Genomic DNA, 21972 nt, shown 5'->3' with positions numbered 1-21972 from the left:
AAGTGCGTGAAGAGCCATTTCAAAGCAATTTTCACCAGGACCTTAATCCTCTCTACACCATCCGACCTCATCCGACCTTAACCCCGTTCCTGTAGGGTACGGCCTCAAGGGAAATGGGGATTGGCCTGTCCATGTATGTCGAACGCGAAGCTTCGGTCGGAGAACCGACATCGCAGGAACGCCGCACAGCCGACCAGAACGACAAGCGCATCCTGGGCAATGTCGTGCAATGCGACGGTGCGCGCGCCACCATCAGCGCCTATGCCGACGACGCCGACGGCGCGATCACCGGCCTGTGGACGGTCGGCAAGATGATCTCGATCAATCTTGGCACGACGCGAACCGTCGGCCTGGTCTACGCGATCGGCAAGTCGGATCTGGCCTGGAACAGTGACGGCAAGAACGCCATCGAGGTCAGCATCGAGCTGATCGGCGAAGTCCGTGACGGCGCCGAACCCGGGGCCAGGCCGATCTTCGACCGCGGCATCACCATCTATCCGCATATCGGCGCCGTCGCGCACCGCATCCGCACCCGCGACCTGCAGGCGGTCTATGACCTGGCCGGCCGCCATTCCATCACCATCGGCTCGCTGGCGCAGGACGAGGCGATCGCCGCCAACATCGCCATCGATGACACGCTGGCGCGCCACTTCGCCATTGTCGGCACGACCGGCGTCGGCAAGTCGACAGCGGTGTCGCTGCTGCTGCGCAAGTCGATCGCGGCGCGACCGGACCTGCGCATCCTGATCCTCGATCCGCACAACGAGTTCGCGGCCTCGCTGCCCGAATATTGCGTCAGGGTCGATTCCAAGACGCTCGACCTGCCGTTCTGGATGTTCACGCTGGAGGAATTCGCCGAAGTGCTGTTTCGCGGACGCGAAACGGTGCCGGAAGAGATCGATGCCCTTCGCGACCTCATTCCGCTCGCCAAGAATCTCTATCGCAACCCCGGTTCAGGCGCCTACCTGAGGCGCGGCAGCGATGCGCTGACCGCCGATACGCCGGTGCCCTACCGCATCGCCGACCTGCTCAAGCAGATCGACGAGCGCATGGGCATGCTCGAAAGCAAGACCGATCGTCCAACCCTCAAATCGCTGAAGACACGCATCGAATCGGCGGCGGCCGATCCGCGCTACCGCTTCATGTTCAATTCGCGCCTGATCGAGGACACCATCCACGAGACGATCGGCAACATCTTCCGCGTGCCGCATCATGGCCGTCCGGTGACCTGCTTCGAGATGGCCGGCATGCCGTCGGAAGTGGTCAATTCCGTCTGCTCGGTGCTGGCGCGTCTGGCCTTCGACCTCGCTCTGTGGAGCGAAGGCAAGCTGCAGCTGCTGTTCCTATGCGAGGAAGCGCACCGCTACATGCCCGCCGATGCGCGTCTCGGCTTCGCGCCGACCCGGCACGCGCTGTCGCGCATCGCCAAGGAAGGCCGCAAATATGGCTGCTATCTCGGCGTCGTCACCCAGCGCCCCGGCGAGCTCGACCCGACCATTCTCTCGCAGTGCTCGACCTTCTTCGCCATGCGGCTCGCCAACGAGCAGGACCAGGCGATCATCCGCTCGGCGATCGCAGACTCTTCCGCCTCCACGCTCGCTTTCCTGTCCTCCATGGGCCAGCGCGAAGCGATCGCCTTCGGCGAAGGCGTAGCGACGACCATGCGGCTGAAATTCGAAAGATTGCCCGCTCACCTGCTTCCAGGCACGGCCAAGCGCGAGGAAGACGTGACGTCCAAGGCCGGCGAGGTCGACCTTGTGGCGATCGTGGAGCGGCTGCGCAACGTGCCGAAACCGCAGAGCCAGGCGATGGCTTTCGCCGAGGTGGTCGATTCCGGCCGGCAGGCCGGCGACCCCGACTACCGCAAAGCGCCGGCGGCGGCGCGCGTGCAGTCGGACGAAGATTTCGACACACGCTACGGCCTCAAACCCGCGACCTTCGGCCTGCGCCCGCAGAACGATTGAGCTGAGCGTCACGCCTCCATGAATAGTCCTGAGAATCCGTGCAAGCGGCCTATCCCGTCTTCGTCGGAAAGCTTGGGTAAATCCCGTCAGGGAGGTGGTCAGGCTGAGCCGATTGGTGTTTTGGTCCGCGAGCATCGGCCTTCGCCGGCCGCAGCCTTAAAGCGCAACGTCTCATAAGTGCTTTGGCCGGCGAAGGCCGGAAGCGCAGAAGTCGGCAGCAAACGGCCGGCATCACGAATTCAGGGATGGGATTTTAGGCGCAGACGCGGTTGCGGCCTTGCCTTTTGGCTTCGTAGAGCTGGCGGTCGGCGCGGCGGTAGAATTCCTCGGCCGTTTCCTTGCGATCCCAGACGGCAAGCCCGACGCTGGTGGTGATCTTGAGCCGGACATTGTTGCCGGAGAGGATCGACATGTTGGCGATCGCCTTGCGGATGCGCTCGGCGAATTTGGCCAGAAGGTCCGCCTCCATGTTGGGCGTGACCACGGCGAACTCCTCACCACCCAGGCGCGCGACCACATCGTGGAAACGTGTCATGTCCCTGAGGCATCTGGCGACAGCCTTGAGCACCTCGTCGCCGACATCGTGGCCGTGCGTGTCGTTGACCTGCTTGAAATGGTCGAGATCGAGGATCATCAGCCCGACCGGCTTTTCGATGCGCCGGAACTCCTCGAGATATTCCTTCAGCGCGTCGTCGAAATAGCGCCGGTTCTGCATGCCGGTCAGGCCGTCGGTCAGGGCGGCATGCTCGAGCGTTTCGGAGCGGGCGCTGAGCGACACCGTCATGGCGCGCAGCTTGCCCTCTTCGGTCGCCTGCTTGCGGATCAGCGGATAGATGAAGAAGATGCCGAAAAACAGCGCGGTGGCGAGCAGTACGCCGGTCGCGAACAGGAGTTTGTTGAGGTAGATGACCTTGTCCAGGCCGGAGGCCGTATGGAGTTCAGTGGCGAAGGATTGCAGTTGCCCATAGGCGTGCAGGGTCACCAGGCCAGCAGCCAGGATCACGAAGATAAAGACGAAAAAAGCGGATTCCGCTTTGTGGAAACGCATCTGCTCCCCGATGGAAAAGTACCCCATGACCTTATCGCATCGACCGACTTACGGAGCGTTAATTCCGACAACTTCGGCGAGAACCCTTCCCTCAGGGGCAACTTTTTAAGTTGCATTAGCAACAAGTGTTTGGATCGTGGTTTCGAGAGCGTCACCGGGGCGAAGTCTCTGCCATTCCGGTCCCAGCTGATGGCGAAACCAGGTGGCCTGCCGCTTGGCATATTGCCTTGTCGCGATCTTGGCGCGTTCGATCGCCTCGGGAAAGCTCGACTGCCCTGAGATCGCGGCCTGGAGCTCGCGGACCCCGATCGCCTTCATCGCCGGCAGGTCTGGATCCAGACGAAGGGCCGCAAGCTGCTTGACTTCCTCCAGCGCGCCCTTGTCCAGCATCTGGTCGAAACGCCTTTCGATGCGATCAACCAATGCTGCCCGATCCGGCTCGACGACCAGGAAATGCGCGCTCGGCCTGTCGATGAGCGGCAGGCCGCGCTCTGCCTGCCAGTCCAAGATCGACCGGCCGGAGGCGTCGAGCACCTCGAGCGCCCGCACGATGCGCTGACTGTCGGTTGGCTTCAACTGCATGGCGACGCTCGAATCCTCGCGTAGCAGCAAGGCATGCAGCTTGACCGCGCCTTGCTCCTTCAATTCGTAGCGCCAGCGGTCGCGTATCCGTTGCGGAATATCAGGCATTTCCGAAATCCCTTCAGCCAGCGCACGAAAGTAGAGGCCGGTGCCACCGACGAAGATTGGCCGCCGCGAGAGCGTCCCGTCATCAATGAGTTTCATGACGTCGCGCAGCCAGGCGCCGGTCGAGTAGGCGGTGCCGGGATGGACATGCCCATAGAGAAAATGCGGCGCTCGTGCGAGCTCGGCCGCCTGCGGCCGGGCCGTCAGCACGTCGAGAACCGCATAGCCCTGCATGGAATCGGTGTTGACGATGACGCCGCCTGTGCGTTCGGCCAGTTCAAGCGCCAGCGCCGACTTGCCGCTGGCGGTCGGCCCGGCTATCAGGATCGCGTTCTTCACGCGGCCTTCGCCCGCATCCGTGCCGGAATTCTCGATGCCGCTCATTGCCACGCTTGTTTCCCGTCCCGCCGATCGCGCTCTGTCGCCATCGCTTGCGAATATGGCCTCACGGTCGGTGGGCGCAAGCGCTGTCATATGGCTGGCCGAAGGCATTGCCTGTGACATTGCCCTGCCGCCAGCGGCGCAGGCTGATGAAACGACCGCGAGCCTTCGTACCGCACTGGCCGCTGAGCCCGTCGACGTGATCGTCCAGCAGGCTGAAACACGCCGCAAGAAAATCCTTCTCGCCGACATGGACTCGACCATGATCGACCAGGAGTGCATCGACGAGCTGGCCGACGAGATCGGCGTCAAGGATCATGTCGCGGCGATCACCGCACGGTCGATGAACGGCGAGATCGCCTTCGAGCCGGCGCTGCGCGAGCGCGTGGCGCTCCTCAAGGGGCTCGATGCCGCCGTCGTCGACCATATCGTCGCCAATCGGCTGACCTTGGCCTCGGGCGGCCGCGCGCTGGTCCAGACCATGCGCGCCAACGGCGCCTGGACGGCGCTCGTCTCGGGTGGGTTCGAGGTTTTCACCACGCGCATCGCTGCGATGCTTGGCTTTCAGGAAGACCGCGCCAACCGCCTTCTCGACCAGGACGGACGCTTCACCGGGCTGGTCGGCGAGCCGATCCTCGGCCGCGCCGCCAAGGCCGAGGCGCTGCTCGAAATCTGTGCCCGTCTTGGCCTGACGCCGGCCGATGCCATCGCCGTCGGCGACGGCGCCAACGATCTCGACATGATCCGCCTGGCCGGAACCGGTGTCGCGCTGCATGCCAAGCCTTCCGTCGCGGCGCAGGCAAAAGTCCGGATCGACCATGCCGACCTCACTGCGCTGCTCTATCTGCAGGGCTACCGGCAGGAAGAATTCGTCCAATGAAGCCAATCCGTACCGAACGCCTGATCCTGCGCAATTGGGAGGATCGCGACCGCGAATTGTTCCATCGCATCAATTCCGATGATCGCGTGATGGAGTTCTTCCCGTTTCGCCGCGACCGTGCCGCCGCCGACGCCAAGATGGATGAGTTCCGCGCCTGGGTCGATGAGGACGGCTACGGCTTCGCCGCGGCCGAGATTGCCGCGACCGGCGAATGCATCGGTTTCGTCGGCCTCCTCGCGACCGATGATGTGCCATCGCTGCCGGCCGACACAATCGAGATCGGCTGGCGGTTGGCTCCCGAATTCTGGGGCAAGGGCTATGTCACCGAGGCCTCGGAGGCATGGCTGGCCTACGGCTTCGAGACACTGGCCGTCGACGAGATCGTTTCCTTCGCCGTGGCGGAAAACCACCGCTCGACCGCCGTTATGAAACGCCTCGGCATGACCGCCGACCCATCGAGCGATTTCGACCACCCCAGCATTCCGGACAGCCATCCCGCGCTCAAGCGGCATGTGCTCTACCGGCTGTCGCGCGAGGACTGGCAGGCAAGAAAAAGGGCGGCGGGTTAGCCGCCCTTTCCAAATCGCCGGATTGAAATTTCAATCCATCCGGATCGTAACGAAGCGCAATTCACCGGTCTTCGACGCCAGCATCAAGAGCGCGTTCTTGCGGCCCTGCTCCTTCAGCGCGCCAATCCGGTCCATGACGTCCTTGGGCGTGGCGACCGACTCCTGCGCGATCTCGGTGATCACCTCGCCCGGCTGGATACCGCGTTCCGCGGCGGCGGAGTCCTTGGCCACGTCGGTGATGACGACGCCGGAGACATCGCCGGCGATGCTGAACTTCTTGCGCGTCTCGTCGTTGAGTTCGCCGACCGTCATGCCAAGCACCGAGGCGGTCGAGACGGCCGGAGCCTTGTCAGCGCCCTTGTTCTGGTCGGTATTGCCATTCTCGCCGCTCGCCAGCTTCTCGCCATCCTCGAGCCGGCCGAGCGTCACCTTCACCGTCTGCTCGACACCCTTGCGCACGATCAACACGTCGACGGCCTTGCCCACCGGGCTTTCGGCGACGACGCGCGGCAGGTCGCGCATTTCATGGATGTCCTTGCCGTCGAACTTGATGATGACGTCGCCGGCCTGGATGGTGCCGTTGTCGACTGGTCCGCCCTTGATGACGCCGGCCACCAGCGCGCCCTTGGCGGTCGCCATGCCGAGGCTTTCCGCGATGTCGTCCGTCACCGGCTGGATGCGCACGCCGAGCCAGCCGCGCCGCGTCTCGCCATATTGGCGCAACTGCTCGACGACGCCAGAGGCGAGCTGCGAGGGAATGGAGAAGCCGATGCCGATCGAACCGCCGGACGGCGAAATGATCGCCGTGTTCATGCCGATGACCTCACCGGCGCTGTTGAACAGCGGTCCGCCCGAATTGCCGCGGTTGATCGCGGCGTCGGTCTGGATGAAGTCGTCATAGGGGCCTGAATTGATATCGCGGTTGCGCGCCGAGACGATGCCGACCGTGACCGTGCCGCCGAGGCCGAACGGATTGCCGACCGCCATCACCCAGTCGCCGACGCGCATCTTGGTGGAATCGCCGAATTTCACCGCGGTCAGCTTGTGACCTTTCGGATCGACCTTCAGCACCGCGACGTCGGTCTTGGTGTCGGTGCCGACCAGCGTCGCTTTCAAGGTCACGCCATCGGAGAAATTGACCTCGATGTCGTCGGCATCGGCGATCACGTGGTTGTTGGTGACGACGATGCCTTGTTCGGCGTCGATGACGAAACCCGAACCGAGCGACTGCACCTTCTGCGAGCCGCCATCCTTTTCGCCACCGCGGTTCTTGAAGAAATCGTCGAAGAAATCCTGGAACGGCGAGCCTTCGGGCAGTTGCGGCATCGGCACCGCGCCCGGCCCTTCCGTGCCCTTCACCGTTTGTGATGTCGAGATATTGACCACCGCGCCAAGCACGCCTTGCGCCAGGTCGGCGACCGAGGCCGGTCCGTCGGCGGCGAATGTCGGGGCCATGAAGGACGGAACGGCGACGGCGCCCAGGACCAGCGCTGCCGCGCCGGCGACCAATGTCCGTCGAGCGGCGTCCAAAAGGGTGTTGGATGTCATCGAGAAGCCTCCCGGCATTTCTAAAAGAGAAAAGCGCTTCGACGAAAACGCCGTGTCGCGCCATGATGGCAAGAAATACGGCACGTTTGCGGCTATGACTATCGGTGGAGTGTAAATCGAGCGTTATTCCGCAAACCGCCGCCTCTACACGCCCCGCACCAGCCAGACGACGCCGACACCAATGGCGATCGCCGCCAGCCCGCCGATCCGCAACGCATTCTCCGGCATCGACAGCACTTCGCCCGCGAGCTTCTTCGCAAGGCGGGGAAAGCCGCCATAGACCAGGCCCTCTATGACGAGGACCAGGCCTATCGCCGCGAAGAAATCCTGCACCGGCCGTTACTGGCCGGTGCTGGGTTGTGTCGTCGGCGCGGCAGGTGCCGCAGCCGGCGCCGTCGGTTTCGCCGGTCCTTCCTTGCCGTCGGGATCGCGGAAGTAGCGGAAGAACTCCGAACTCGGCGACAGCACCATGGTCGTCCCGGTGTTGTCCAGCGCGGTGCCATAGGCATTCATCGACCGGTAGAAGTCGAAGAAGGCGGGATCGCGCTTGTAGGCATCGGCGAAGGTGGCGCTGCGCTGCGCCTCGCCCTCACCGCGCAGGATCTCGGACTCCTTCTGCGCTTCGGCAACGATCTCGACCACTTCACGATCGGCGCGCGCCGTGATGCGCTGTGCCGCTTCGTTGCCGCGTGCCCGCAGCCGCGCAGCCTCCGCCAGGCGTTCCGCCTTCATGCGGTCGTAGGTCTGCTGTGAAACTTCGGCCGTCAGGTCGGTGCGGCGGATGCGAACATCCTCGATCTGCAAGCCGAGCGACGTGGCGTCGGGCCTGAGCTGATCGCGCACTTCGCGCATCATCACGGCACGCTCTTCGGAAAGCGCGGCCTCGAAATCGCGCAGACCGTAGACGCGGCGCAGGGCAGCGTCGAGACGCGTCCTGAGCCGCGCTTCGGCCAGTTCGATCTGACCGGACACGGCGGCCCGGAAGACGCGCGGATCCGAGATGCGATAGGCGATGAAGGCATCGACCTCATAGAACTTGCCGCCGGAGACCTGGACGCGGATGTTGTCGAGGTCGAAGCGCAGCACCCTGTTTTCGATCAGTTGCACCGTATCGGCGTCGAAGAACGAGAACGGCGCCTTGAAGTAGATGCCGGGCTCGCTCTTGACGTCGACGATCTCACCGAAGCGGAGCACCAGCGCCTGCTGGCGCGCATTGACCACGAAGACCGAGGAATAGATCAGGAACAGGACGACCGCCGCCACGGCGACGACGATGGGAAGACGGTTGGCCATCACTTGGTACCTCCCGTGTTCGCGGCGGGCGCGGCCGGTGCTGGCGGTTTCGGCTGCAATGCGGGCAGCGGCAGATAAGGCACGACACCCTGTCCGTTGCCCTGCTCGACGATGACCTTGCTCGAGTCCTTCAGAACCCTCTCCATGGTTTCCAGATAAAGGCGTTTGCGCGTGACATCGGGGGCTTTGGCATATTCGTCGTAGACCGAGATGAAGCGCTGCGCCTCACCTTCGGCTTCCTGCACCACACGGTTTTTGTAGGCGGCCGCGTCTTCGCGGACCTGGGCTGCCTCGCCGCGTGCCTGGCCGAGTTTCTGGTTGGAATACTGATTGGCCTGCTCGACGAACTTGTCCTCGTCCTGCTCGGCGCGCTGCACCTCGTCGAACGCATCTGCCACCTCGCGTGGCGGTGCCGCATCCTCGATGGAGACGGCGTTAACGTTGAGACCGGCCTTGTAGCCGTCCAGCGTCGTCTGGATGATCTCGCGCACCGAGGCCGCGATGCCCTGGCGATCGTCGCGGAAAATGTCCTGCGCCGGCCGGCGGCCGACGGCTTCGCGCATGGCGCTCTCGGCAACCTGCCGCAGCATGCCGTCCGGGTCGGAGACGTCGAACAGGTAAGCGCGGGGATCGGAGACCTGGTAGGCCACCGAAAACTGCACATTGACGATATTCTGGTCGCCCGAGAGCATCAGCCCGTTGCCGCTGGTATTGCCGCCGCCAATGTCGACAAGCTGCTCTGAAATCTTCGCCGTCTCGACGGTCTCGAGAGGCCACCAGTGGAAATGCAGGCCTGGCTGGGAAAGCTCGGCCTTCGGCTTGCCGAAGCGCAGTTCGACCGCGACCTCGTCGGGCTGCACGGTATAGACCGCCTGGAAGGCCCACAGAACAACCAGCACCGCGGCGATCAGGCCGAACACCGCCGGACTGGCGCCACCGCCGCCGGGCAGCGCGCGCCGCAGCCGATCCTGGCCACGGCGAATGATGTCTTCGAGGTCGGGAGGCGACCCCTGCGGGCCGCTTGGCCCCTTCGGTCCCTGCCCCCAGGGTCCCTGATTGTTACCGCCGCCACCCCACGGGCCGCCGCCTCCGCCACCTTTGTCGTTCCAGGGCATGAATGTCCTTTCGCTTGGAATTCCCTCAAGCGCCGCGGTTACGGCGCAAATCCAGTGTCGTTCTTCTATATCCAGTGTCGTTCTTCTATAGGGACGCCACGGCGCGCTTTCAACGCGATGCGCCGCCGACTTCATCCGTTTTGGGCCGGTAGCGACCCTTTGTCGTCCTTTATCTTCAAACTGTCTCGCGGCGGCGCTCATAAACCGTATAGCGCGTCGCATGGCTGTCCTTTTCTCCTGACGCAATCTCCCGCGAATTGACCGCTTGCCATGTATCAGGGTCGATCGGCGGGAAACGCGCGTCGCCGTCGACGGCGGCCAGCACATGAGTGACATGCAGACGGTCGGCCAGCGGCAGCGCCTGGGCATAGATTTCGCCGCCGCCGATGATGCAGACCTCGTCGACGCCTGTCATGCGGCGTCCGCGCACGGTCGCCAGCTGGATCGCGGCTTCAAGCGTATGCGCCACCTCGACGCCCTCGGCGCGCCAGGCCTTGTCGCGGGTGACGACGATGTTCAGCCTGCCCGGCAGCGGCCGGCCGATGCCTTCATAGGTCTTGCGGCCCATGATGATGGGCTTGCCCATCGTGTCGGCCTTGAACCGCTTGAGGTCGGTGGAGAGCCGCCAGGGCAACCCGCCGTCCCGCCCGATCACGCCGTTCTCGGCAATGGCGACATAGATCGCGACATGCATCAGTTTGCATCCCCGCCATTGCTGTCCGACGGGACAAGCAGGAGGATGTCGATGTCGTGCTCGGGATAGAAATCGTTCGCCTTCATCTCGAAACGCGTCGGCCCGACCTTTTTGACGTTGTCGCCGCAGAACGAGACCAGGGCTTTCGGGTTGCCCTTGTCAATGGTCAGCTTGAACTTGCCGATGGTGCCCGCCGCCCAGTTGCCGCCGGTGGTCAGGATATAGGCGATGCGGCTTTCGTAGAATTTGGGATAGCCGTCCGGATTGTCCTTCGCCGCCTTGCGCACCGCATTCTCGAATGTGTCGTCCATGCAGTAGCGGCTCTTGTAGGCCGCGTATGCGTTCTGGAACTGGCCTTCATTGAAGAAACTGACCGAGGATGTGCCGCCCACGCTGGGCTTGTAGCGGTGCGAGACGTGAACGTCCTTGTTGGCCGGAAAGGCCGCGCGCCACCAATAGGTCGAGCGCAATTGCCAGAACGGCGAATAGACCGGTTTTTGGCCACTGTCGGCTGTGGAATCCCCGATGATGATGCCGCGGTCGACCCAGTCGTCAGCCACCCCTTGCGGCAGCTTCGCCAGCGCCGCCTTGGCCGCGTCGCCGAACGGGTTGAAGGGCACGTTTTGCGCCTTGAGGTCGGCGCCGATGTCGATGCCGAGCGCGAGCACCTTCTGCTCGAGTTGGGGCTTGGCCGCGACGCCGTCGATCGTCACCTCGAAGCCGAGGAAATTATCGCTCTGGTTTTCCGGGATCGCCGGCATCTCTTCGGGATCGCCCGAAATGTCGGGCATCGGGAAGGCGACTATCGCCTCGACATCCTTGTCGGTGTTGTTGTGGAAGACGTAGTCCACCGTCACCTTTTCGGGCGAGATGAAAAGATCCTCGCTTTGCATCGCCACGGCATCGCTGCGCGACAGGATCAGGCCGCCGGTGCCAAGCTCGGCAACCGAATCATTGGCCATTGCAGGCGCGACCGAAAGCGCCAACGCTAAAGCCAGAACAGATCGCAACATCGAAGCCCCCTCGGCTGGAATGCCTGGATGACCCTAGCCGTTTCGATGCGGCGTTTCAAAGCCCTTCCGCTTGCTGGGCGTGCGTGACCGGTCTGGACACGCGGGCGGTCTGGACACGCAGGCGGTCTGGACACGCACGCGGTCTGGACTAACAGGTTCCGATGGGGCAGGAGTTCGCGCCATGCGCAAGCTTCTCGTCATCGGCATCGGCGCCGGCAATCCCGACCACATGACTGTCCAGGCCATAGCAGGGTTGAACAGGGCGGACGTCCTGTTTATTCCCGACAAGGGCACCGACAAGACCGATCTTGCCAACCTGCGGCGCGGCATCTGCGACCGCTTCGTCACCAACCCGGCCTCACGCCGGGTCGAGTTCGACGTGCCGGTGCGCGCCGAACCAACCTCTTCCTATCGCTCGACCGTCGACGACTGGCATGAAGCCATCGCCGCCATCTACGAGGGACTGATCCGCGACGAGATCTCCGGGGGTGGCTGCGGCGCCTTCCTGATCTGGGGCGATCCTTCGCTCTACGACAGCGCTCTGCGCATCCTCGAGCGCGTGCGCCTGAGGGGCAATGTTGCATTCGACCTGGAAGTCATTCCCGGCATAACGGCCGTCCAGGCGCTGGCAGCCAGCCACAAAACGGCGCTGAACCGCATCGGCGATCCCGTGCTGATCACCACCGGCCGCCGCCTGACCGAGGAAGGCATGCCGGACAATGCCGGCAGCGCCGTCGTCATGCTCGACGGCAAATGCGCCTTCAACACGCTGGCCGACCAGGACCTTTTCATCCAATGGGGCGCCTATCTCGGCACGCCCGACGAGATCATCATCTCCGGCCGCCTTGGCGATGTCGGCGCCGAGATCGAAAAGCGCCGCGACGAAGCCCGTCGGAAGAAAGGCTGGATCATGGATACGTATTTGCTGCGAAAGCCGGAGTAGTGGAATAGTGAGTAGTGAGTAGTGAGTAGCCAGTAGTCAGTAGTCAGTGGGGACTAGGCTGTACTCACTACTCACTACTCACTACTCCCCTATCCCGCCTCAATCTCCGACTGCAACGCGTCCATATGCGTTGCCGCGGCCGCACTCGCCGCGCGCTCGATGGCGCGAAAACGGCTGACCACGGCCAGGCCGACGGTCGTCAGTTGCGCGCCGCCGCCCTTGCGGCCGCCGGTCTGCGCCGCCACCAGCGGCTTGCCGAACACCCGGTTCATGTCCTCGACCAGGTCCCAGGCGTGCTTGTAGGACATCGCCATGCCGCGCGCGGCGGCCGAGATCGAACCGAAGGTGGCGATGTGCTCCAGAAGCTCGATCTTGCCAGGACCGATCCGTCCGTCCGGATCGAGATTTATCCGCAAGCTCAGCGACGGCATTTTTGCTCCTCCGCGACCGCTTCAGCTTCCGCGACCGTTATTCCAAAACAATATAGCGCCGATCGCCGCCGCTGTCAGCCATCGACGTCGAGCGGCAGACCGGCGCCGGTATTTCCCCGATCGAAGCTCACGGTCTTGACCACCGCGAAAACCTTGCCGCCGAGCCGCAGCTTCAGCGCCTGCCGCGACTGTTCCGTGATGCGGGCGAGCACCGTTGCCCCATTGCAGTCGATGCCGATTTCGACCGTCGGCCCCTCGCCGGGACTGATCGCGACGATCGTGCCGGGCAGGATGTTGAGGGCACTGAGGCCCGTCGGTTTCTCCGCGGCGATCATCACGTCGCGAGCGCGAATGCGGATACGCACGGGAGCCCCGGCCTTCATCCCAAGACGCGGCACGCGGATCTCGCCGGCGGCCGAGCCGAGCACGGTCATCCCAAAAGCCTCCTCGTGACGCAGCACCTTCGTGTCCAGCACGGCGCCGCCCTCGCCGCGCTCTTCCACCGGCAACAGGTCGAGCCTTTGCATGACAGCGTCGGTCGGGCCGCTGGCCGTGACCTTGCCCCGCGCCAGCATCACGACGTCGCTCGCCAGCCGCGCCACCTCGGCGACCGAATGGCTGACATAGACGATCGGGATCTTCGTTTCGTCGCGCAGCCGCTCGATATAGGGCAGGATCTCGGCCTTGCGCGCTTCGTCGAGCGAGGCCAGCGGCTCGTCCATGAGCAGCAGTCTGGGGCTGGCCAGCAGCGCCCTGCCGATCGCCACGCGCTGCTTCTCGCCGCCCGAAAGTTTTGCCGGTCGTCGCCCAAGCAGCGGGCCGATGCCCAGCAATTCTACAACGGCGTCCATGTCCGCATAGCGTTCCGCCGCCGGCGTGAACCAGCGGCCGTAGCACAGATTGCTCATCACGCTCATATGCGGAAACAGGCGCGCATCCTGGAACACCATGCCGATGCGGCGTTTGTGCCTTGGCACGAAAATGCCGGCACCAGTGTCGACCAGCACGCGGCCATCGACCTCGATGCGCCCCTTGTCCGGCCGGATCAGCCCGGCAATCATGTTGATCAGGGTCGTCTTGCCGGAACCGGACGGCCCGAACAGCGCCGTCAGCCGTCCGGCGTTCTCGAAGCGGGCATCGATGGCGAAATCGCCAAGCCGGTGGCCAATGTCGACAAGGACGCTCATTCGATGTCCATCCGCCGCCCGACCCGCCGCGCCAGCACTTCCGATGCGACCAATGCCGCCATCGAGATGACGATCGAAATCAGCGTCAGTCGCAGCGCCCCTTCGTCGCCGCCCGGCACCTGGGTAAAAGTGTAGATCGCCGACGGCAGCGTCTGCGTCTCGCCAGGAATGTTGGAGACGAAAGTGATCGTCGCGCCGAACTCGCCCATCGCCTTGGCGAAGGACAGGATGGCGCCGGCGATCAGCCCGGGCAGGATCAGCGGCAGCGTGATGGTGCCGAACACCCACAGCGGGTTGGCGCCGAGCGTTCCCGCCGCCGCCTCCATCTTGCGATCCACCGCCTCGATCGACAGCCGGATCGCCCGCACCATCAGGGGAAAGCCCATGACACCGCAGGCAAGGGCGGCACCCGTCCAGCGAAACGAGAAAACGATGCCGAAATGTTCGGCGAGGAAGGCCCCGGCCGGGCCGCGTTTGCCGAACGTCAAAAGCAAGAGATAACCGGTCACCACGGGCGGCAGGATCAGCGGCAGGTGCACCACCCCGTTGAGCAGCGTCTTGCCCCAGAATTGCCCCCGGGCAAGCAGCAGCGCGATCGCTATGCCCGGCGGCAGGCTGGCGAGCATCGCCACCGTCGCCACCTTGATGGACAGCCGGACCGCATTCCATTCGTCGGGAGTGAGGTCCAGCAGCCAACTCATAGTGCGGTATCGGGCCTTTTCGAACTCAGTTGCTCGCCGACTCAGTTGCTGGGCGTGAGCACGGTAAAACCCTGTTCCCTAAAGAGCGCGCCAGCCTTGGCGGACTGCAGGCACTTCAGGAAGGCCAGCGTATCCTTGTCCTTCGAATCGGCGGTCTGGGCAACCGGATAGATGATCGGCGGATGTGAATCCTCGGGGAAGGTGCCGACCACCTTGACGCCCTTTTCGGCGTGCGCGTCGGTGGCATAGACGATGCCGAGGGCGGCCTCACCAGTTGAAACCAGCTTCAGCGCCGCACGGACATTCTCGGCCTGCGCCACCTTGCCCTCGACCGAGGACCAGACGCCGAGCGATTCAAGCGCCGCCTTGCCGTATTTGCCGGCCGGCACGGCCTTGAAATCGCCCATGGCAAGCTTGCCGTCGCCGACGAGCTTGGCGAGGTCAAAGCCTTTCTCGATCTTGGTTTCGACCGTCGAATCCTTCGGCGCCACCAGCACGATCTCGTTGCCCAGCAGCTTCACTTCCGTGTCGGGCTTGGTCAGCTTCTTGTCGGAGAGATATTTCATCCAGTCTAGATCGGCGGAGATGAAGACATCGGCCGGCGCCCCACCCTCGATCTGCTTGGCCAATGCCGAACTCGCGGCATAGGAAACGGTCGCGGCCTCGCCGACATCGGCTTCGCAGGCCTTGTTCACCGCATCGAGCGCATCCTTGAGACTGGCCGCCGCGAACACCACGACCTTGTCTTCCGCGTGCGCTGCCGGCATTGCCGCCATCAATGTCGCCGCAAAGCCGCCAATGGCGATCATCCTCAACCCGAAACCTTTGCGTGTCATCGAAAACTCTCCCTGGGTTCAAACTCCGGTTGGCTCGAAGCCTGTAGACCGATATATCCGCATGGATATAACAAGGGAAGGCCCGGCCGGCTGAAACTCGATCCGGCGCTGCATGATTGTTCTGATAAGACCGCCGCCGCGAAAGGAACTGCAATGAAGATCAGCGCCCGCAACGTGCTCGAGGGAACGATCACCGAAATCGTCAAGGGAGCCACCACCTCGCATGTCCGCATCGACATCGGCGGCGGCATCATCGTCACCGCCTCGATCACCAATGAAGCTGTCGCCGACCTCAAGCTCGAAAAGGGCAAGCAGGCCTACGACGTGGTCAAGGCCTCGGAAGTGATGGTCGGCATCGACTGAAAAGCCGCGGCTCAGACCGCGATGGGCGCCTTGATCGACGCGTCGGCGACGTAGTTTTCCAGCCGGAAATCCTCGAAGCGGAAGGCGAAAAGGTCCTTCACCTCAGGATTGATCCACATCGTCGGCAGGGTCTTTGGCGTGCGCCGCAACTGTTCGCGCGCCTGCTCGAAATGGTTCGAGTAGAGATGCGCGTCGCCAAGCGTGTGGACGAAATCGCCCGGCTTCAGCCCGGTCACCTGCGCCACCATCAGCGTCAGCAGCGCGTAGGACGCGATGTTGAACGGCACGCCGAGGAAGATGTCGGCGGAGCGCTGGTAGAGCTGGCAGGAAAGCCGGCCCTCGGACACGTAGAACTGGAAAAGGCAGTGGCAAGGCGGCAGCGCCATTGCTTCCACCTCGGCGGGATTCCAGGCCGAGACGATCAGCCGCCGTGATTGAGGATTGCGGCGGATCTCCTTGAGAAGATTGGCGATTTGGTCGATCGAGCCGCCATGGCCGTCTGGCCAGGATCGCCACTGCCTGCCGTAGACCGGGCCGAGATCGCCATTCTCGTCGGCCCATTCATCCCAGATCGAAACGCCGTGGTCGGTCAGGTACTTGATGTTGGTGTCGCCGGCCAGGAACCAGAGGAGTTCATGGATGATCGACTTCAGATGCAGCTTCTTGGTGGTGGTGACCGGAAATCCGCGCGCCAGATCGAAGCGCATCTGGTAGCCGAAGACGGAGCGCGTGCCGGTGCCGGTGCGGTCGCCACGATCGGCGCCGTTGTCCAGCACATGCTGCAGGAGATCGAGATATTGGCGCATCGGTTCCGGGCTCGATTCGGGATCTCTCCGATCATAGCGCATATAGGCGCTGACGCCACGCTTGTCTGAGATCGTCCCCACTTAGCAGGGACGAAGCCCGCCCAGAATCCTCACCGGCGAACCGGAAGCGCGGAAATCGCCAACCGGCCGCCAGGATGAAGTAACCAAAGGTCTCAGAGAGAGCCGAGCTTGCCCAGGTCCTTGGCCACCAGATAGTAGAAGGTCACGCGGTTCTTGGTGTTGTCGGCGTGCATCGCCTTGCAGGTCTTCTCGATCGCGGCGTCGGCTTTCGCCCCGTCGCTGACGCCGAGCTTCTTGGCCACCCAGCTCTCCTTGACCCGCGCCAATTCCTTCGGATCCGTGCAGGACACCAGCGAGGAATCGCGGTTCCTCAGCGCAATGCCCAGGTGCTTGACGATTTTTTCGACCGCATCGGCGCTTGCCGCGGCGTCATATTTCTTCACATCCGCAAGATAGTCGGCCATCAGAATTCCCCTCGTCGGCGCCACGGATCCGGTCGATGAGGGCTGTGGCGCGCTTCGCAACTTGTGCGCTAGGTCGGTAACTCCTCACCGCCCGCAAAGCTTCGGTTGAGACCGCGCCCAAGTCAACCCTTCGCGTCGCGATTTGACACAGGGACAAAGCACCATTGCGGCCTTTCATTTCCGCGCAAGCCCCCCTATATTCGTTTTGTCGGCTTGACCGACTATGGCGATAAATGGGCGATGAAATAAGCCGTTCGGACCCGGGGGCGGTACCCGGCGCCTCCACCAAAAGCCGCTGTTGAGGACAGAGCGGTTTTTGCTGGGGGCGAAATAGGATCGACGAAGGTGTAAAGATCGTACTTTTGCCCGGCATTGTACCACCGTCATCGGGCTAAACTTATAGTTGCCAACGACAACTATGCGGAAGCACGTCTCGCTGCTTAATGCAGTGCGATAGCTTCAAATCAAGCCCTAGGGGTTCGCACTTCTAGGCGGGGTTCGGAGGTACCTGGCAACAGAAACCTCCACTTCTCCCCGTTTCATTTTGCGTGACGCACAACGGTTCCTGCCGTCAAGACTTCGCACGTCCACGGCTGCGAAGCCGCTGCGTCGCGTGCCCTTTCTCCATGGACAAAATGCAAAACAATTCCGATCGATTCTTCGTGCTGACCGGCGGCCCCGGCTCCGGCAAGACCACCTTGATCGAAGCCTTGCGGCAGGCGGGCTTTGCGACATCCGCCGAGGCCGGGCGCGGCATCATCCGCGACCAATCCGCCATTGGTGGAACCGCCCTGCCCTGGAGCGATCGCGCATTGTTCGCCGAACTGATGCTGTCGTGGGAAATGCGCTCGTACCGTGCGGCCCGCGATCTGGCCGGTCCGGTCTTCTTTGATCGCGGCGTGCCGGACACGATCGGCTATCTCAGGCTCTGCGGCCTGCCGGTGCCGGATCACCTCACCAGTGCCACCACGGAATTCCGCTATGCGCGTCGCGTCTTCGTCGCCCCGCCATGGCCGGAGATCTTCATCCAGGACGAAGAACGCAAGCAAACCCTCGACGAGGCCGAGCGCACTTGCCAATCGGTGGCCAATGTCTATGCCGAACTCGGCTACGAATTGGTGACCTTGCCGCTTGCGCCAGTCGAGGAGCGCGTGCGCTTCCTCCTCGACGCTGCTGGATTGCCGCTGACATCGCGGACATAAAGAAGTCGGACGGGTCCGGCCTTTCCTGTGCGTTGTTGGACCAGGCGATACCTTGTAAACTGAAACCACACCCCCTGGAGATCAGAAACATGGCGCTCAAGCGGATGGACAATGTAGGAATCGTCGTCGAAGACCTCGGAGGGACGATCGATTTCTTTCGCGAACTCGGCCTCGAGCTCGAAGGGCGGGCCACGGTCGAAGGAGAATGGGCCGGACGTGTCACCGGACTGGGCGACCAGCATGTCGAGATTGCCATGATGCGCACGCCGGACGGCCACAGCCGGCTGGAGCTCTCACGCTTCCTCGCGCCGCCTGTCGTCGCGGATCACCGGACCGCCCCCGTCAACGCCCTGGGCTATCTCCGCGTCATGTTCACCGTGGACGACATCGACGACACGCTTGAAAGGCTCCGCACGCGCGGCGCGCAACTCGTAGGCGAAGTGGTCGAGTACAAGGACGTGTATCGGCTCTGCTACATCCGTGGGCCTGAAGGGCTTCTCATCGGCCTCGCCCAGGAACTCAGCTGAGCGTCAGCCGCCAGAGCGCGGTCTTCAACCCGGGGGCAAACGCCGGCTTCAACACAAAAAAGGCCGGGATCGACCCGGCCTCCCCTGGTTTATTGGAAAAGGTGCTTACTCCGCCGGCGCTTCGACCGCTTCGCGCGAACGGCCAAGCGTGACTTTCGCCAGTGCGAACGAGATCACCGCGCAGAGCGTGATGCCGGCGACCATCGGCAGCGGCGTGCCGTCGAAGAACACACCGGCGACGCCCATGGCGAGCGCGCCGATGGCGAAGTGCAGCGTGCCCATCAGCGCCGACGCCGTGCCGGCGATCTCGCCATGCTCTTCCATGGCCAGCACCGATGTGGTCGGGATGACCAAGCCGAGGAAGCCGTAGCCGACGAACAGCAGGGCCGCCATCACGTCAAGCCGATCGACGCCCGTCACCATGATCGCGAACAGCACAACCATCGTCGTCGCGTAGCCGGTCACCGCCACCCACACCACGCGCTTCAGTCCGAACCGTTCGGAAAGCAGGCCCGTCAACTGCGACATGCCGATGAAGGCAACCGCGTTGATCGAGAAGAAGACGCTGTAGACCGAAGGCGACAGCCCGTAATGGTCGATCAGGATGAAGGACGAACTCGACAGATAGACGAAGAAGCTCGCAATGCCGAAGCCGGCGATCGCCACCAGGCCGAGGAAATTACGGTCGCCCATCAGGAAGCGGTAGCCGGCAAGGGCGGTACCGAAGGAGGACCCGACGCGTTCTTCCGCCGGCCGTGTCTCCTTGAGCGAGGTCGCGAGCAGGATGGTGGCAAGCACCGCCGCGCCGGTCACGGTCCAGAACACGGCGCGCCAGCCGAAATTCTCAATGATCTGGCTGCCGGTCAGCGGCGCCAGGATCGGCGACACCGAAAACACCAGCATCAGCAGCGACATCAGCTTGGCGGCCTCATTGCCGGTGTGCAGGTCGCGCACGATGGCGCGCGGAATGGCCATTCCGGCACTGGCGCCAAGCCCCTGCAGGAAGCGGAAGGCGATCAGCCACTCGATGGTCGGCGCCATTGCCGAGCCGATGCCGCCGGCCATGAACAGCGCCAGGCCGCCATAGAGCGGCAGCTTGCGGCCTACCATGTCTGAGATCGGCCCGACGACGATCTGGCCGAAGCCCATCGACAGGAAGAAGATCAAAAGGCTCATCTGCACGGCGGCGGTGCCGGCATGCAGATCGGTGCCGATCGACGGCAAAGCGGGCAGATACATGTCGATGGCGAACGGGCCGATGGCGGACAGCAGGCCGAGCACGACCGCGATGCGGAGGAATTTGGGGCTCATGATATTGGCTTCTTTCGAATCTGGTTGCCGCCGCCAGGCGACGTCTGACCCTAGGACGTTCCATCCCGTGGGTTTCCTACTCTTGGAGCAAATTTATTCGTCTCCGGAGCGAAATCCCGCTATATCGTGTCCACAAATTTAGACAGTCTTGTCTAAATCGTCAATCACCTCTATATAGATTTTCATGAGACCGGGCGTTTCTCCTGACACTTTCCCGCCACGCGGCCACGAGGCCAAGCGCCTGTCGATCGTCGACGCCGCTGCCGGCGTGTTCTGCCGCGAAGGTTTCGCCGGCGCCAATATAGACTTGATCGCGGTTGAGGCCGGCGTGTCGCGCCAGACGGTCTACAATCACCATGGCGACAAGGAAAAGCTGTTCATCGCGGTCGTGCGCGACCTGACCGAGCGCTGCAACGCCGGCATTTTCGCCACCATCGCCACCTTTCCCGATCAGCCTGGGGATCTCGAGGCCGACCTGATCGGTTTTGCCGTGCGCCTGAATCAGAACTGCATCTGCAACCGCGACGGAAAATTCCTGCGCAAGCTGATCCAGACCGAGGGCGAGCGCTATCCCGAGCTCTTTGCCGAATGGCGCGAACAGGGACCCGGCAGGACATGGCCGGCGATCGCCGCCCGCTTCGCCCGCCTCGCCTATGGCGGCTATCTCGCGATCGACGATCCCGACGTCGCCGCGCGCCAGTTCCTCGGCCTCGTCAATGCCGAATTGCAGACCACCTTCATGCTTGGCGGCACGCCGGGCGAGGACGAGGTGGTGCAATCGGCGACAAACGGCGTGCGCACCTTCCTGCGCGCTTTCGGCAAGCGCCCTTCCCCGACCAGCGTCAAAAGACACGCTGCGCTGGCTAACGCATAACATTTGGCGTTGCCGCCAAACCGCCTTGCCGATCAAATCGTTTGCAATAGTCCTGGCTTCGGCGCGGCGGCGGTCTATATCAGGTTTACGCCGCGCCCAAGCTTGATTACAGCTATGCGGACGATTCAACGGAACCCGACCACCTCATGGCCGACGACCACATCCGCTACGACATTCTGGCCCAGGAGGCGTTGCGCGGCGTCATGCGCAAGGTCCTGGCAGAGGTCGCGCGCACCGGCCTCCCCGGCAACCATCATTTCTTCATCACCTTCCTGACCGGCGCGCCGGGCGTGCGCGTCTCATCGCGGCTGCGCGAGCGCTATCCCGAGCAGATGACCATCGTCATCCAGTTCCAGTATTGGGACCTGAAGGTGACCGACACCGGTTTCGAGGTCGGTCTCTCCTTCTCCGACGTGCCGGAGAAACTGGAAATCCCGTTCTCGGCCGTGCGCGGCTTCTACGACCCGTCGGTCAATTTCGAGCTCGAATTCGACGTCAAGACCGATGCGCAGCCCGACGAGGAACCGGCAGCACCGGTGCCCGAGCCGCTGACCATCGTCTCCGAGAAGAAGCCGAAGGCCGAGAAGAAGGCCGCCGCCGAAGCGGAGAAGAAGGCAACCGCCGCGGATGCCGGCGCCAAGGGCGCCGAAGTGGTCTCGCTCGACGCCTTCCGCAAGAAGTAGGCTCGCGGTCCGTGGCCGACATCGTCAATCTCCGCCAGGCTCGCAAGCGGAAGGCGCGGGACGACAAGGCACAAACGGCCAGCCAGAATCGCGCCTTGCACGGTCGCACCAAGGCCGAAAAGGAACGCGACCGCCTGATCGCCGACAAGAGCGAAAGATTTGTCGCGGGCCATCATCGCGAAAAGCCCACCCTGCCTGACGATCAATGAGCGCCGTCGAAAAACGCTCGGTGACCATTCGCGGCCATCGCACTAGCTATTCCCTCGAAAAGCCCTTCTATGACGATCTCGTCGCCATCGCGGCGACCAGGAAGCTGACGCTCGCCGCCCTTGTCGCCGAAATCGACGAGACCCGGCCCCGTGACACCAACCTGTCCTCGGCGCTCAGGCTGCATGTCCTGGAGTGGGCGAAGCGCGCGACGAGCGCCTGAA

General features: G+C 63.3%; 26 protein-coding genes and 1 other RNA gene. 12 read left to right on the top strand and 15 right to left on the bottom strand.

What is annotated here, in order from left to right; all coding sequences use genetic code 11:
* Window positions 1-131: 131 nt before the first annotated feature.
* Entirely contained in the window at window positions 132-1964 is a 1833-nt protein-coding gene (locus FJ954_RS07615; protein WP_140615730.1) for an ATP-binding protein, read from the top strand.
* Window positions 1965-2217: 253 nt separating this feature from the next.
* Here the strand turns inward: FJ954_RS07615 and FJ954_RS07610 are convergent, their stop codons facing one another.
* The gene (locus tag FJ954_RS07610; protein WP_140660958.1) at window positions 2218-3012 is read right to left on the bottom strand and encodes a GGDEF domain-containing protein; all 795 of its coding nucleotides are present in this window, start codon (window positions 3010-3012) and stop codon (window positions 2218-2220) included.
* A gap of 105 nt (window positions 3013-3117) precedes the next feature.
* A complete protein-coding gene (gene miaA, locus FJ954_RS07605) occupies window positions 3118-4083 on the bottom strand; it encodes a tRNA (adenosine(37)-N6)-dimethylallyltransferase MiaA (protein ID WP_140660957.1) in 966 nt (321 codons plus the stop codon).
* Here miaA and serB point away from each other — a divergent pair.
* Window positions 4073-4960, top strand: a complete 888-nt coding sequence (serB, locus tag FJ954_RS07600; protein ID WP_140660956.1) for a phosphoserine phosphatase SerB — start codon at window positions 4073-4075, stop codon at window positions 4958-4960. The two genes, miaA and serB, sit on opposite strands and share 11 nt — an antisense overlap.
* On the top strand, window positions 4957-5529 hold the full coding sequence (locus FJ954_RS07595; protein WP_140660955.1) for a GNAT family N-acetyltransferase: 573 nt from the start codon (window positions 4957-4959) through the stop codon (window positions 5527-5529). The genes serB and FJ954_RS07595 overlap by 4 nt, the downstream gene beginning before the upstream one ends.
* Before the next feature lie 30 nt (window positions 5530-5559).
* On the opposite strand, the gene FJ954_RS07590 is transcribed toward FJ954_RS07595, so the two are convergent.
* From FJ954_RS07590 to FJ954_RS07565, 6 genes are all read right to left on the bottom strand, one after another.
* The gene (locus tag FJ954_RS07590; protein WP_140660954.1) at window positions 5560-7077 is read right to left on the bottom strand and encodes a DegQ family serine endoprotease; all 1518 of its coding nucleotides are present in this window, start codon (window positions 7075-7077) and stop codon (window positions 5560-5562) included.
* A 144-nt stretch (window positions 7078-7221) separates the two neighbouring features.
* Entirely contained in the window at window positions 7222-7410 is a 189-nt protein-coding gene (locus FJ954_RS07585; protein ID WP_015317277.1) for a DUF2065 domain-containing protein, read from the bottom strand.
* A 6-nt stretch (window positions 7411-7416) separates the two neighbouring features.
* The gene (locus FJ954_RS07580; protein WP_140615721.1) at window positions 7417-8370 is read right to left on the bottom strand and encodes a protease modulator HflC; all 954 of its coding nucleotides are present in this window, start codon (window positions 8368-8370) and stop codon (window positions 7417-7419) included.
* Window positions 8370-9485 carry an FtsH protease activity modulator HflK gene (hflK, locus tag FJ954_RS07575; protein ID WP_140660953.1) on the bottom strand — a complete coding sequence of 372 codons (1116 nt, stop codon included), beginning with the start codon at window positions 9483-9485 and terminating at the stop codon, window positions 8370-8372. Before hflK ends, FJ954_RS07580 begins: the two co-directional genes overlap by 1 nt.
* 175 nt (window positions 9486-9660) lie before the next feature.
* A complete protein-coding gene (locus FJ954_RS07570) occupies window positions 9661-10179 on the bottom strand; it encodes a dihydrofolate reductase (protein WP_140660952.1) in 519 nt (172 codons plus the stop codon).
* A complete protein-coding gene (locus FJ954_RS07565) occupies window positions 10179-11192 on the bottom strand; it encodes a DUF4424 domain-containing protein (protein ID WP_140660951.1) in 1014 nt (337 codons plus the stop codon). The genes FJ954_RS07570 and FJ954_RS07565 overlap by 1 nt, the downstream gene beginning before the upstream one ends.
* A gap of 181 nt (window positions 11193-11373) precedes the next feature.
* Between FJ954_RS07565 and cobF the strand changes: the two genes are divergently transcribed.
* On the top strand, window positions 11374-12135 hold the full coding sequence (gene cobF, locus FJ954_RS07560) for a precorrin-6A synthase (deacetylating) (RefSeq protein WP_140660950.1): 762 nt from the start codon (window positions 11374-11376) through the stop codon (window positions 12133-12135).
* A gap of 89 nt (window positions 12136-12224) precedes the next feature.
* Here the strand turns inward: cobF and FJ954_RS07555 are convergent, their stop codons facing one another.
* The 4 genes from FJ954_RS07555 to modA all read right to left on the bottom strand — a co-directional run bounded on the left by FJ954_RS07555 (window position 12225) and on the right by modA (window position 15290).
* Window positions 12225-12566, bottom strand: coding sequence for a winged helix-turn-helix domain-containing protein (locus tag FJ954_RS07555; protein ID WP_140615713.1), 342 nt, complete (start codon window positions 12564-12566; stop codon window positions 12225-12227).
* Window positions 12567-12640: 74 nt separating this feature from the next.
* The gene (gene modC, locus FJ954_RS07550) at window positions 12641-13753 is read right to left on the bottom strand and encodes a molybdenum ABC transporter ATP-binding protein (RefSeq protein WP_140660949.1); all 1113 of its coding nucleotides are present in this window, start codon (window positions 13751-13753) and stop codon (window positions 12641-12643) included.
* The gene (gene modB / locus FJ954_RS07545) at window positions 13750-14454 is read right to left on the bottom strand and encodes a molybdate ABC transporter permease subunit (RefSeq protein WP_023782669.1); all 705 of its coding nucleotides are present in this window, start codon (window positions 14452-14454) and stop codon (window positions 13750-13752) included. The genes modC and modB overlap by 4 nt, the downstream gene beginning before the upstream one ends.
* 41 nt (window positions 14455-14495) lie before the next feature.
* Complete coding sequence (gene modA, locus FJ954_RS07540) at window positions 14496-15290, bottom strand: molybdate ABC transporter substrate-binding protein (RefSeq protein ID WP_015317268.1); 795 nt, start codon at window positions 15288-15290, stop codon at window positions 14496-14498.
* Window positions 15291-15443: 153 nt separating this feature from the next.
* Between modA and FJ954_RS07535 the strand changes: the two genes are divergently transcribed.
* Window positions 15444-15653: a molybdopterin-binding protein gene (locus FJ954_RS07535; RefSeq protein ID WP_015317267.1), complete on the top strand. Its 210-nt coding sequence runs from the start codon at window positions 15444-15446 to the stop codon at window positions 15651-15653.
* Between the two features lie 11 nt (window positions 15654-15664).
* Here the strand turns inward: FJ954_RS07535 and FJ954_RS07530 are convergent, their stop codons facing one another.
* Entirely contained in the window at window positions 15665-16459 is a 795-nt protein-coding gene (locus tag FJ954_RS07530; RefSeq protein WP_015317266.1) for a thymidylate synthase, read from the bottom strand.
* 173 nt (window positions 16460-16632) lie between these two features.
* Complete coding sequence (locus FJ954_RS07525) at window positions 16633-16944, bottom strand: DUF2853 family protein (RefSeq protein WP_015317265.1); 312 nt, start codon at window positions 16942-16944, stop codon at window positions 16633-16635.
* A 168-nt stretch (window positions 16945-17112) separates the two neighbouring features.
* Here FJ954_RS07525 and ssrA point away from each other — a divergent pair.
* From ssrA to FJ954_RS07510, 3 genes are all read left to right on the top strand, one after another.
* Window positions 17113-17473, top strand: a transfer-messenger RNA (tmRNA) gene (ssrA, locus tag FJ954_RS07520).
* Between the two features lie 106 nt (window positions 17474-17579).
* The gene (locus tag FJ954_RS07515) at window positions 17580-18146 is read left to right on the top strand and encodes an AAA family ATPase (RefSeq protein WP_140660948.1); all 567 of its coding nucleotides are present in this window, start codon (window positions 17580-17582) and stop codon (window positions 18144-18146) included.
* A gap of 89 nt (window positions 18147-18235) precedes the next feature.
* On the top strand, window positions 18236-18673 hold the full coding sequence (locus FJ954_RS07510) for a VOC family protein (RefSeq protein ID WP_140660947.1): 438 nt from the start codon (window positions 18236-18238) through the stop codon (window positions 18671-18673).
* 105 nt (window positions 18674-18778) lie between these two features.
* On the opposite strand, the gene FJ954_RS07505 is transcribed toward FJ954_RS07510, so the two are convergent.
* Entirely contained in the window at window positions 18779-19984 is a 1206-nt protein-coding gene (locus tag FJ954_RS07505) for a multidrug effflux MFS transporter (RefSeq protein WP_140660946.1), read from the bottom strand.
* A 184-nt stretch (window positions 19985-20168) separates the two neighbouring features.
* Here FJ954_RS07505 and FJ954_RS07500 point away from each other — a divergent pair, with 184 nt between their 5' ends.
* From FJ954_RS07500 to FJ954_RS07485, 4 genes are all read left to right on the top strand, one after another.
* Window positions 20169-20858, top strand: coding sequence for a TetR/AcrR family transcriptional regulator (locus tag FJ954_RS07500; protein ID WP_140660945.1), 690 nt, complete (start codon window positions 20169-20171; stop codon window positions 20856-20858).
* Window positions 20859-21004: 146 nt separating this feature from the next.
* On the top strand, window positions 21005-21541 hold the full coding sequence (locus FJ954_RS07495; RefSeq protein ID WP_140615701.1) for an SspB family protein: 537 nt from the start codon (window positions 21005-21007) through the stop codon (window positions 21539-21541).
* Window positions 21542-21552: 11 nt separating this feature from the next.
* Window positions 21553-21750: a DUF4169 family protein gene (locus FJ954_RS07490; RefSeq protein WP_015317260.1), complete on the top strand. Its 198-nt coding sequence runs from the start codon at window positions 21553-21555 to the stop codon at window positions 21748-21750.
* Window positions 21747-21971, top strand: a complete 225-nt coding sequence (locus tag FJ954_RS07485) for a ribbon-helix-helix domain-containing protein (RefSeq protein ID WP_015317259.1) — start codon at window positions 21747-21749, stop codon at window positions 21969-21971. The genes FJ954_RS07490 and FJ954_RS07485 overlap by 4 nt, the downstream gene beginning before the upstream one ends.
* Window position 21972 lies beyond the last annotated feature (1 nt).

Origin of the sequence: Mesorhizobium sp. B2-3-15, assembly GCF_006442875.1 — a bacterium.
GTDB classification, from domain to species: Bacteria; Pseudomonadota; Alphaproteobacteria; order Rhizobiales; family Rhizobiaceae; genus Mesorhizobium; species Mesorhizobium australicum.
This window is presented reverse-complemented; position numbering and strand designations above follow the sequence as displayed.

Excerpts from the sequence above, each read along its gene's own strand:
- FJ954_RS07615 (WP_140615730.1), top strand. The coding sequence starts at position 132 with ATGTATGTCGAACGCGAAGCTTCGGTCGGAGAACCGACATCGCAGGAA.
- FJ954_RS07610 (WP_140660958.1), bottom strand. The coding sequence starts at position 3,012 with ATGCGTTTCCACAAAGCGGAATCCGCTTTTTTCGTCTTTATCTTCGTG.
- serB (WP_140660956.1), top strand. The coding sequence starts at position 4,073 with ATGCCGCTCATTGCCACGCTTGTTTCCCGTCCCGCCGATCGCGCTCTG.
- miaA (WP_140660957.1), bottom strand. The coding sequence starts at position 4,083 with ATGAGCGGCATCGAGAATTCCGGCACGGATGCGGGCGAAGGCCGCGTG.
- FJ954_RS07595 (WP_140660955.1), top strand. The coding sequence starts at position 4,957 with ATGAAGCCAATCCGTACCGAACGCCTGATCCTGCGCAATTGGGAGGAT.
- FJ954_RS07590 (WP_140660954.1), bottom strand. The coding sequence starts at position 7,077 with ATGACATCCAACACCCTTTTGGACGCCGCTCGACGGACATTGGTCGCC.
- FJ954_RS07580 (WP_140615721.1), bottom strand. The coding sequence starts at position 8,370 with ATGGCCAACCGTCTTCCCATCGTCGTCGCCGTGGCGGCGGTCGTCCTG.
- hflK (WP_140660953.1), bottom strand. The coding sequence starts at position 9,485 with ATGCCCTGGAACGACAAAGGTGGCGGAGGCGGCGGCCCGTGGGGTGGC.
- FJ954_RS07570 (WP_140660952.1), bottom strand. The coding sequence starts at position 10,179 with ATGCATGTCGCGATCTATGTCGCCATTGCCGAGAACGGCGTGATCGGG.
- FJ954_RS07565 (WP_140660951.1), bottom strand. The coding sequence starts at position 11,192 with ATGTTGCGATCTGTTCTGGCTTTAGCGTTGGCGCTTTCGGTCGCGCCT.
- cobF (WP_140660950.1), top strand. The coding sequence starts at position 11,374 with ATGCGCAAGCTTCTCGTCATCGGCATCGGCGCCGGCAATCCCGACCAC.
- FJ954_RS07555 (WP_140615713.1), bottom strand. The coding sequence starts at position 12,566 with ATGCCGTCGCTGAGCTTGCGGATAAATCTCGATCCGGACGGACGGATC.
- modC (WP_140660949.1), bottom strand. The coding sequence starts at position 13,753 with ATGAGCGTCCTTGTCGACATTGGCCACCGGCTTGGCGATTTCGCCATC.
- modB (WP_023782669.1), bottom strand. The coding sequence starts at position 14,454 with ATGAGTTGGCTGCTGGACCTCACTCCCGACGAATGGAATGCGGTCCGG.
- modA (WP_015317268.1), bottom strand. The coding sequence starts at position 15,290 with ATGACACGCAAAGGTTTCGGGTTGAGGATGATCGCCATTGGCGGCTTT.
- FJ954_RS07535 (WP_015317267.1), top strand. The coding sequence starts at position 15,444 with ATGAAGATCAGCGCCCGCAACGTGCTCGAGGGAACGATCACCGAAATC.
- FJ954_RS07530 (WP_015317266.1), bottom strand. The coding sequence starts at position 16,459 with ATGCGCCAATATCTCGATCTCCTGCAGCATGTGCTGGACAACGGCGCC.
- FJ954_RS07525 (WP_015317265.1), bottom strand. The coding sequence starts at position 16,944 with ATGGCCGACTATCTTGCGGATGTGAAGAAATATGACGCCGCGGCAAGC.
- FJ954_RS07515 (WP_140660948.1), top strand. The coding sequence starts at position 17,580 with ATGCAAAACAATTCCGATCGATTCTTCGTGCTGACCGGCGGCCCCGGC.
- FJ954_RS07510 (WP_140660947.1), top strand. The coding sequence starts at position 18,236 with ATGGCGCTCAAGCGGATGGACAATGTAGGAATCGTCGTCGAAGACCTC.
- FJ954_RS07505 (WP_140660946.1), bottom strand. The coding sequence starts at position 19,984 with ATGAGCCCCAAATTCCTCCGCATCGCGGTCGTGCTCGGCCTGCTGTCC.
- FJ954_RS07500 (WP_140660945.1), top strand. The coding sequence starts at position 20,169 with ATGAGACCGGGCGTTTCTCCTGACACTTTCCCGCCACGCGGCCACGAG.
- FJ954_RS07495 (WP_140615701.1), top strand. The coding sequence starts at position 21,005 with ATGGCCGACGACCACATCCGCTACGACATTCTGGCCCAGGAGGCGTTG.
- FJ954_RS07485 (WP_015317259.1), top strand. The coding sequence starts at position 21,747 with ATGAGCGCCGTCGAAAAACGCTCGGTGACCATTCGCGGCCATCGCACT.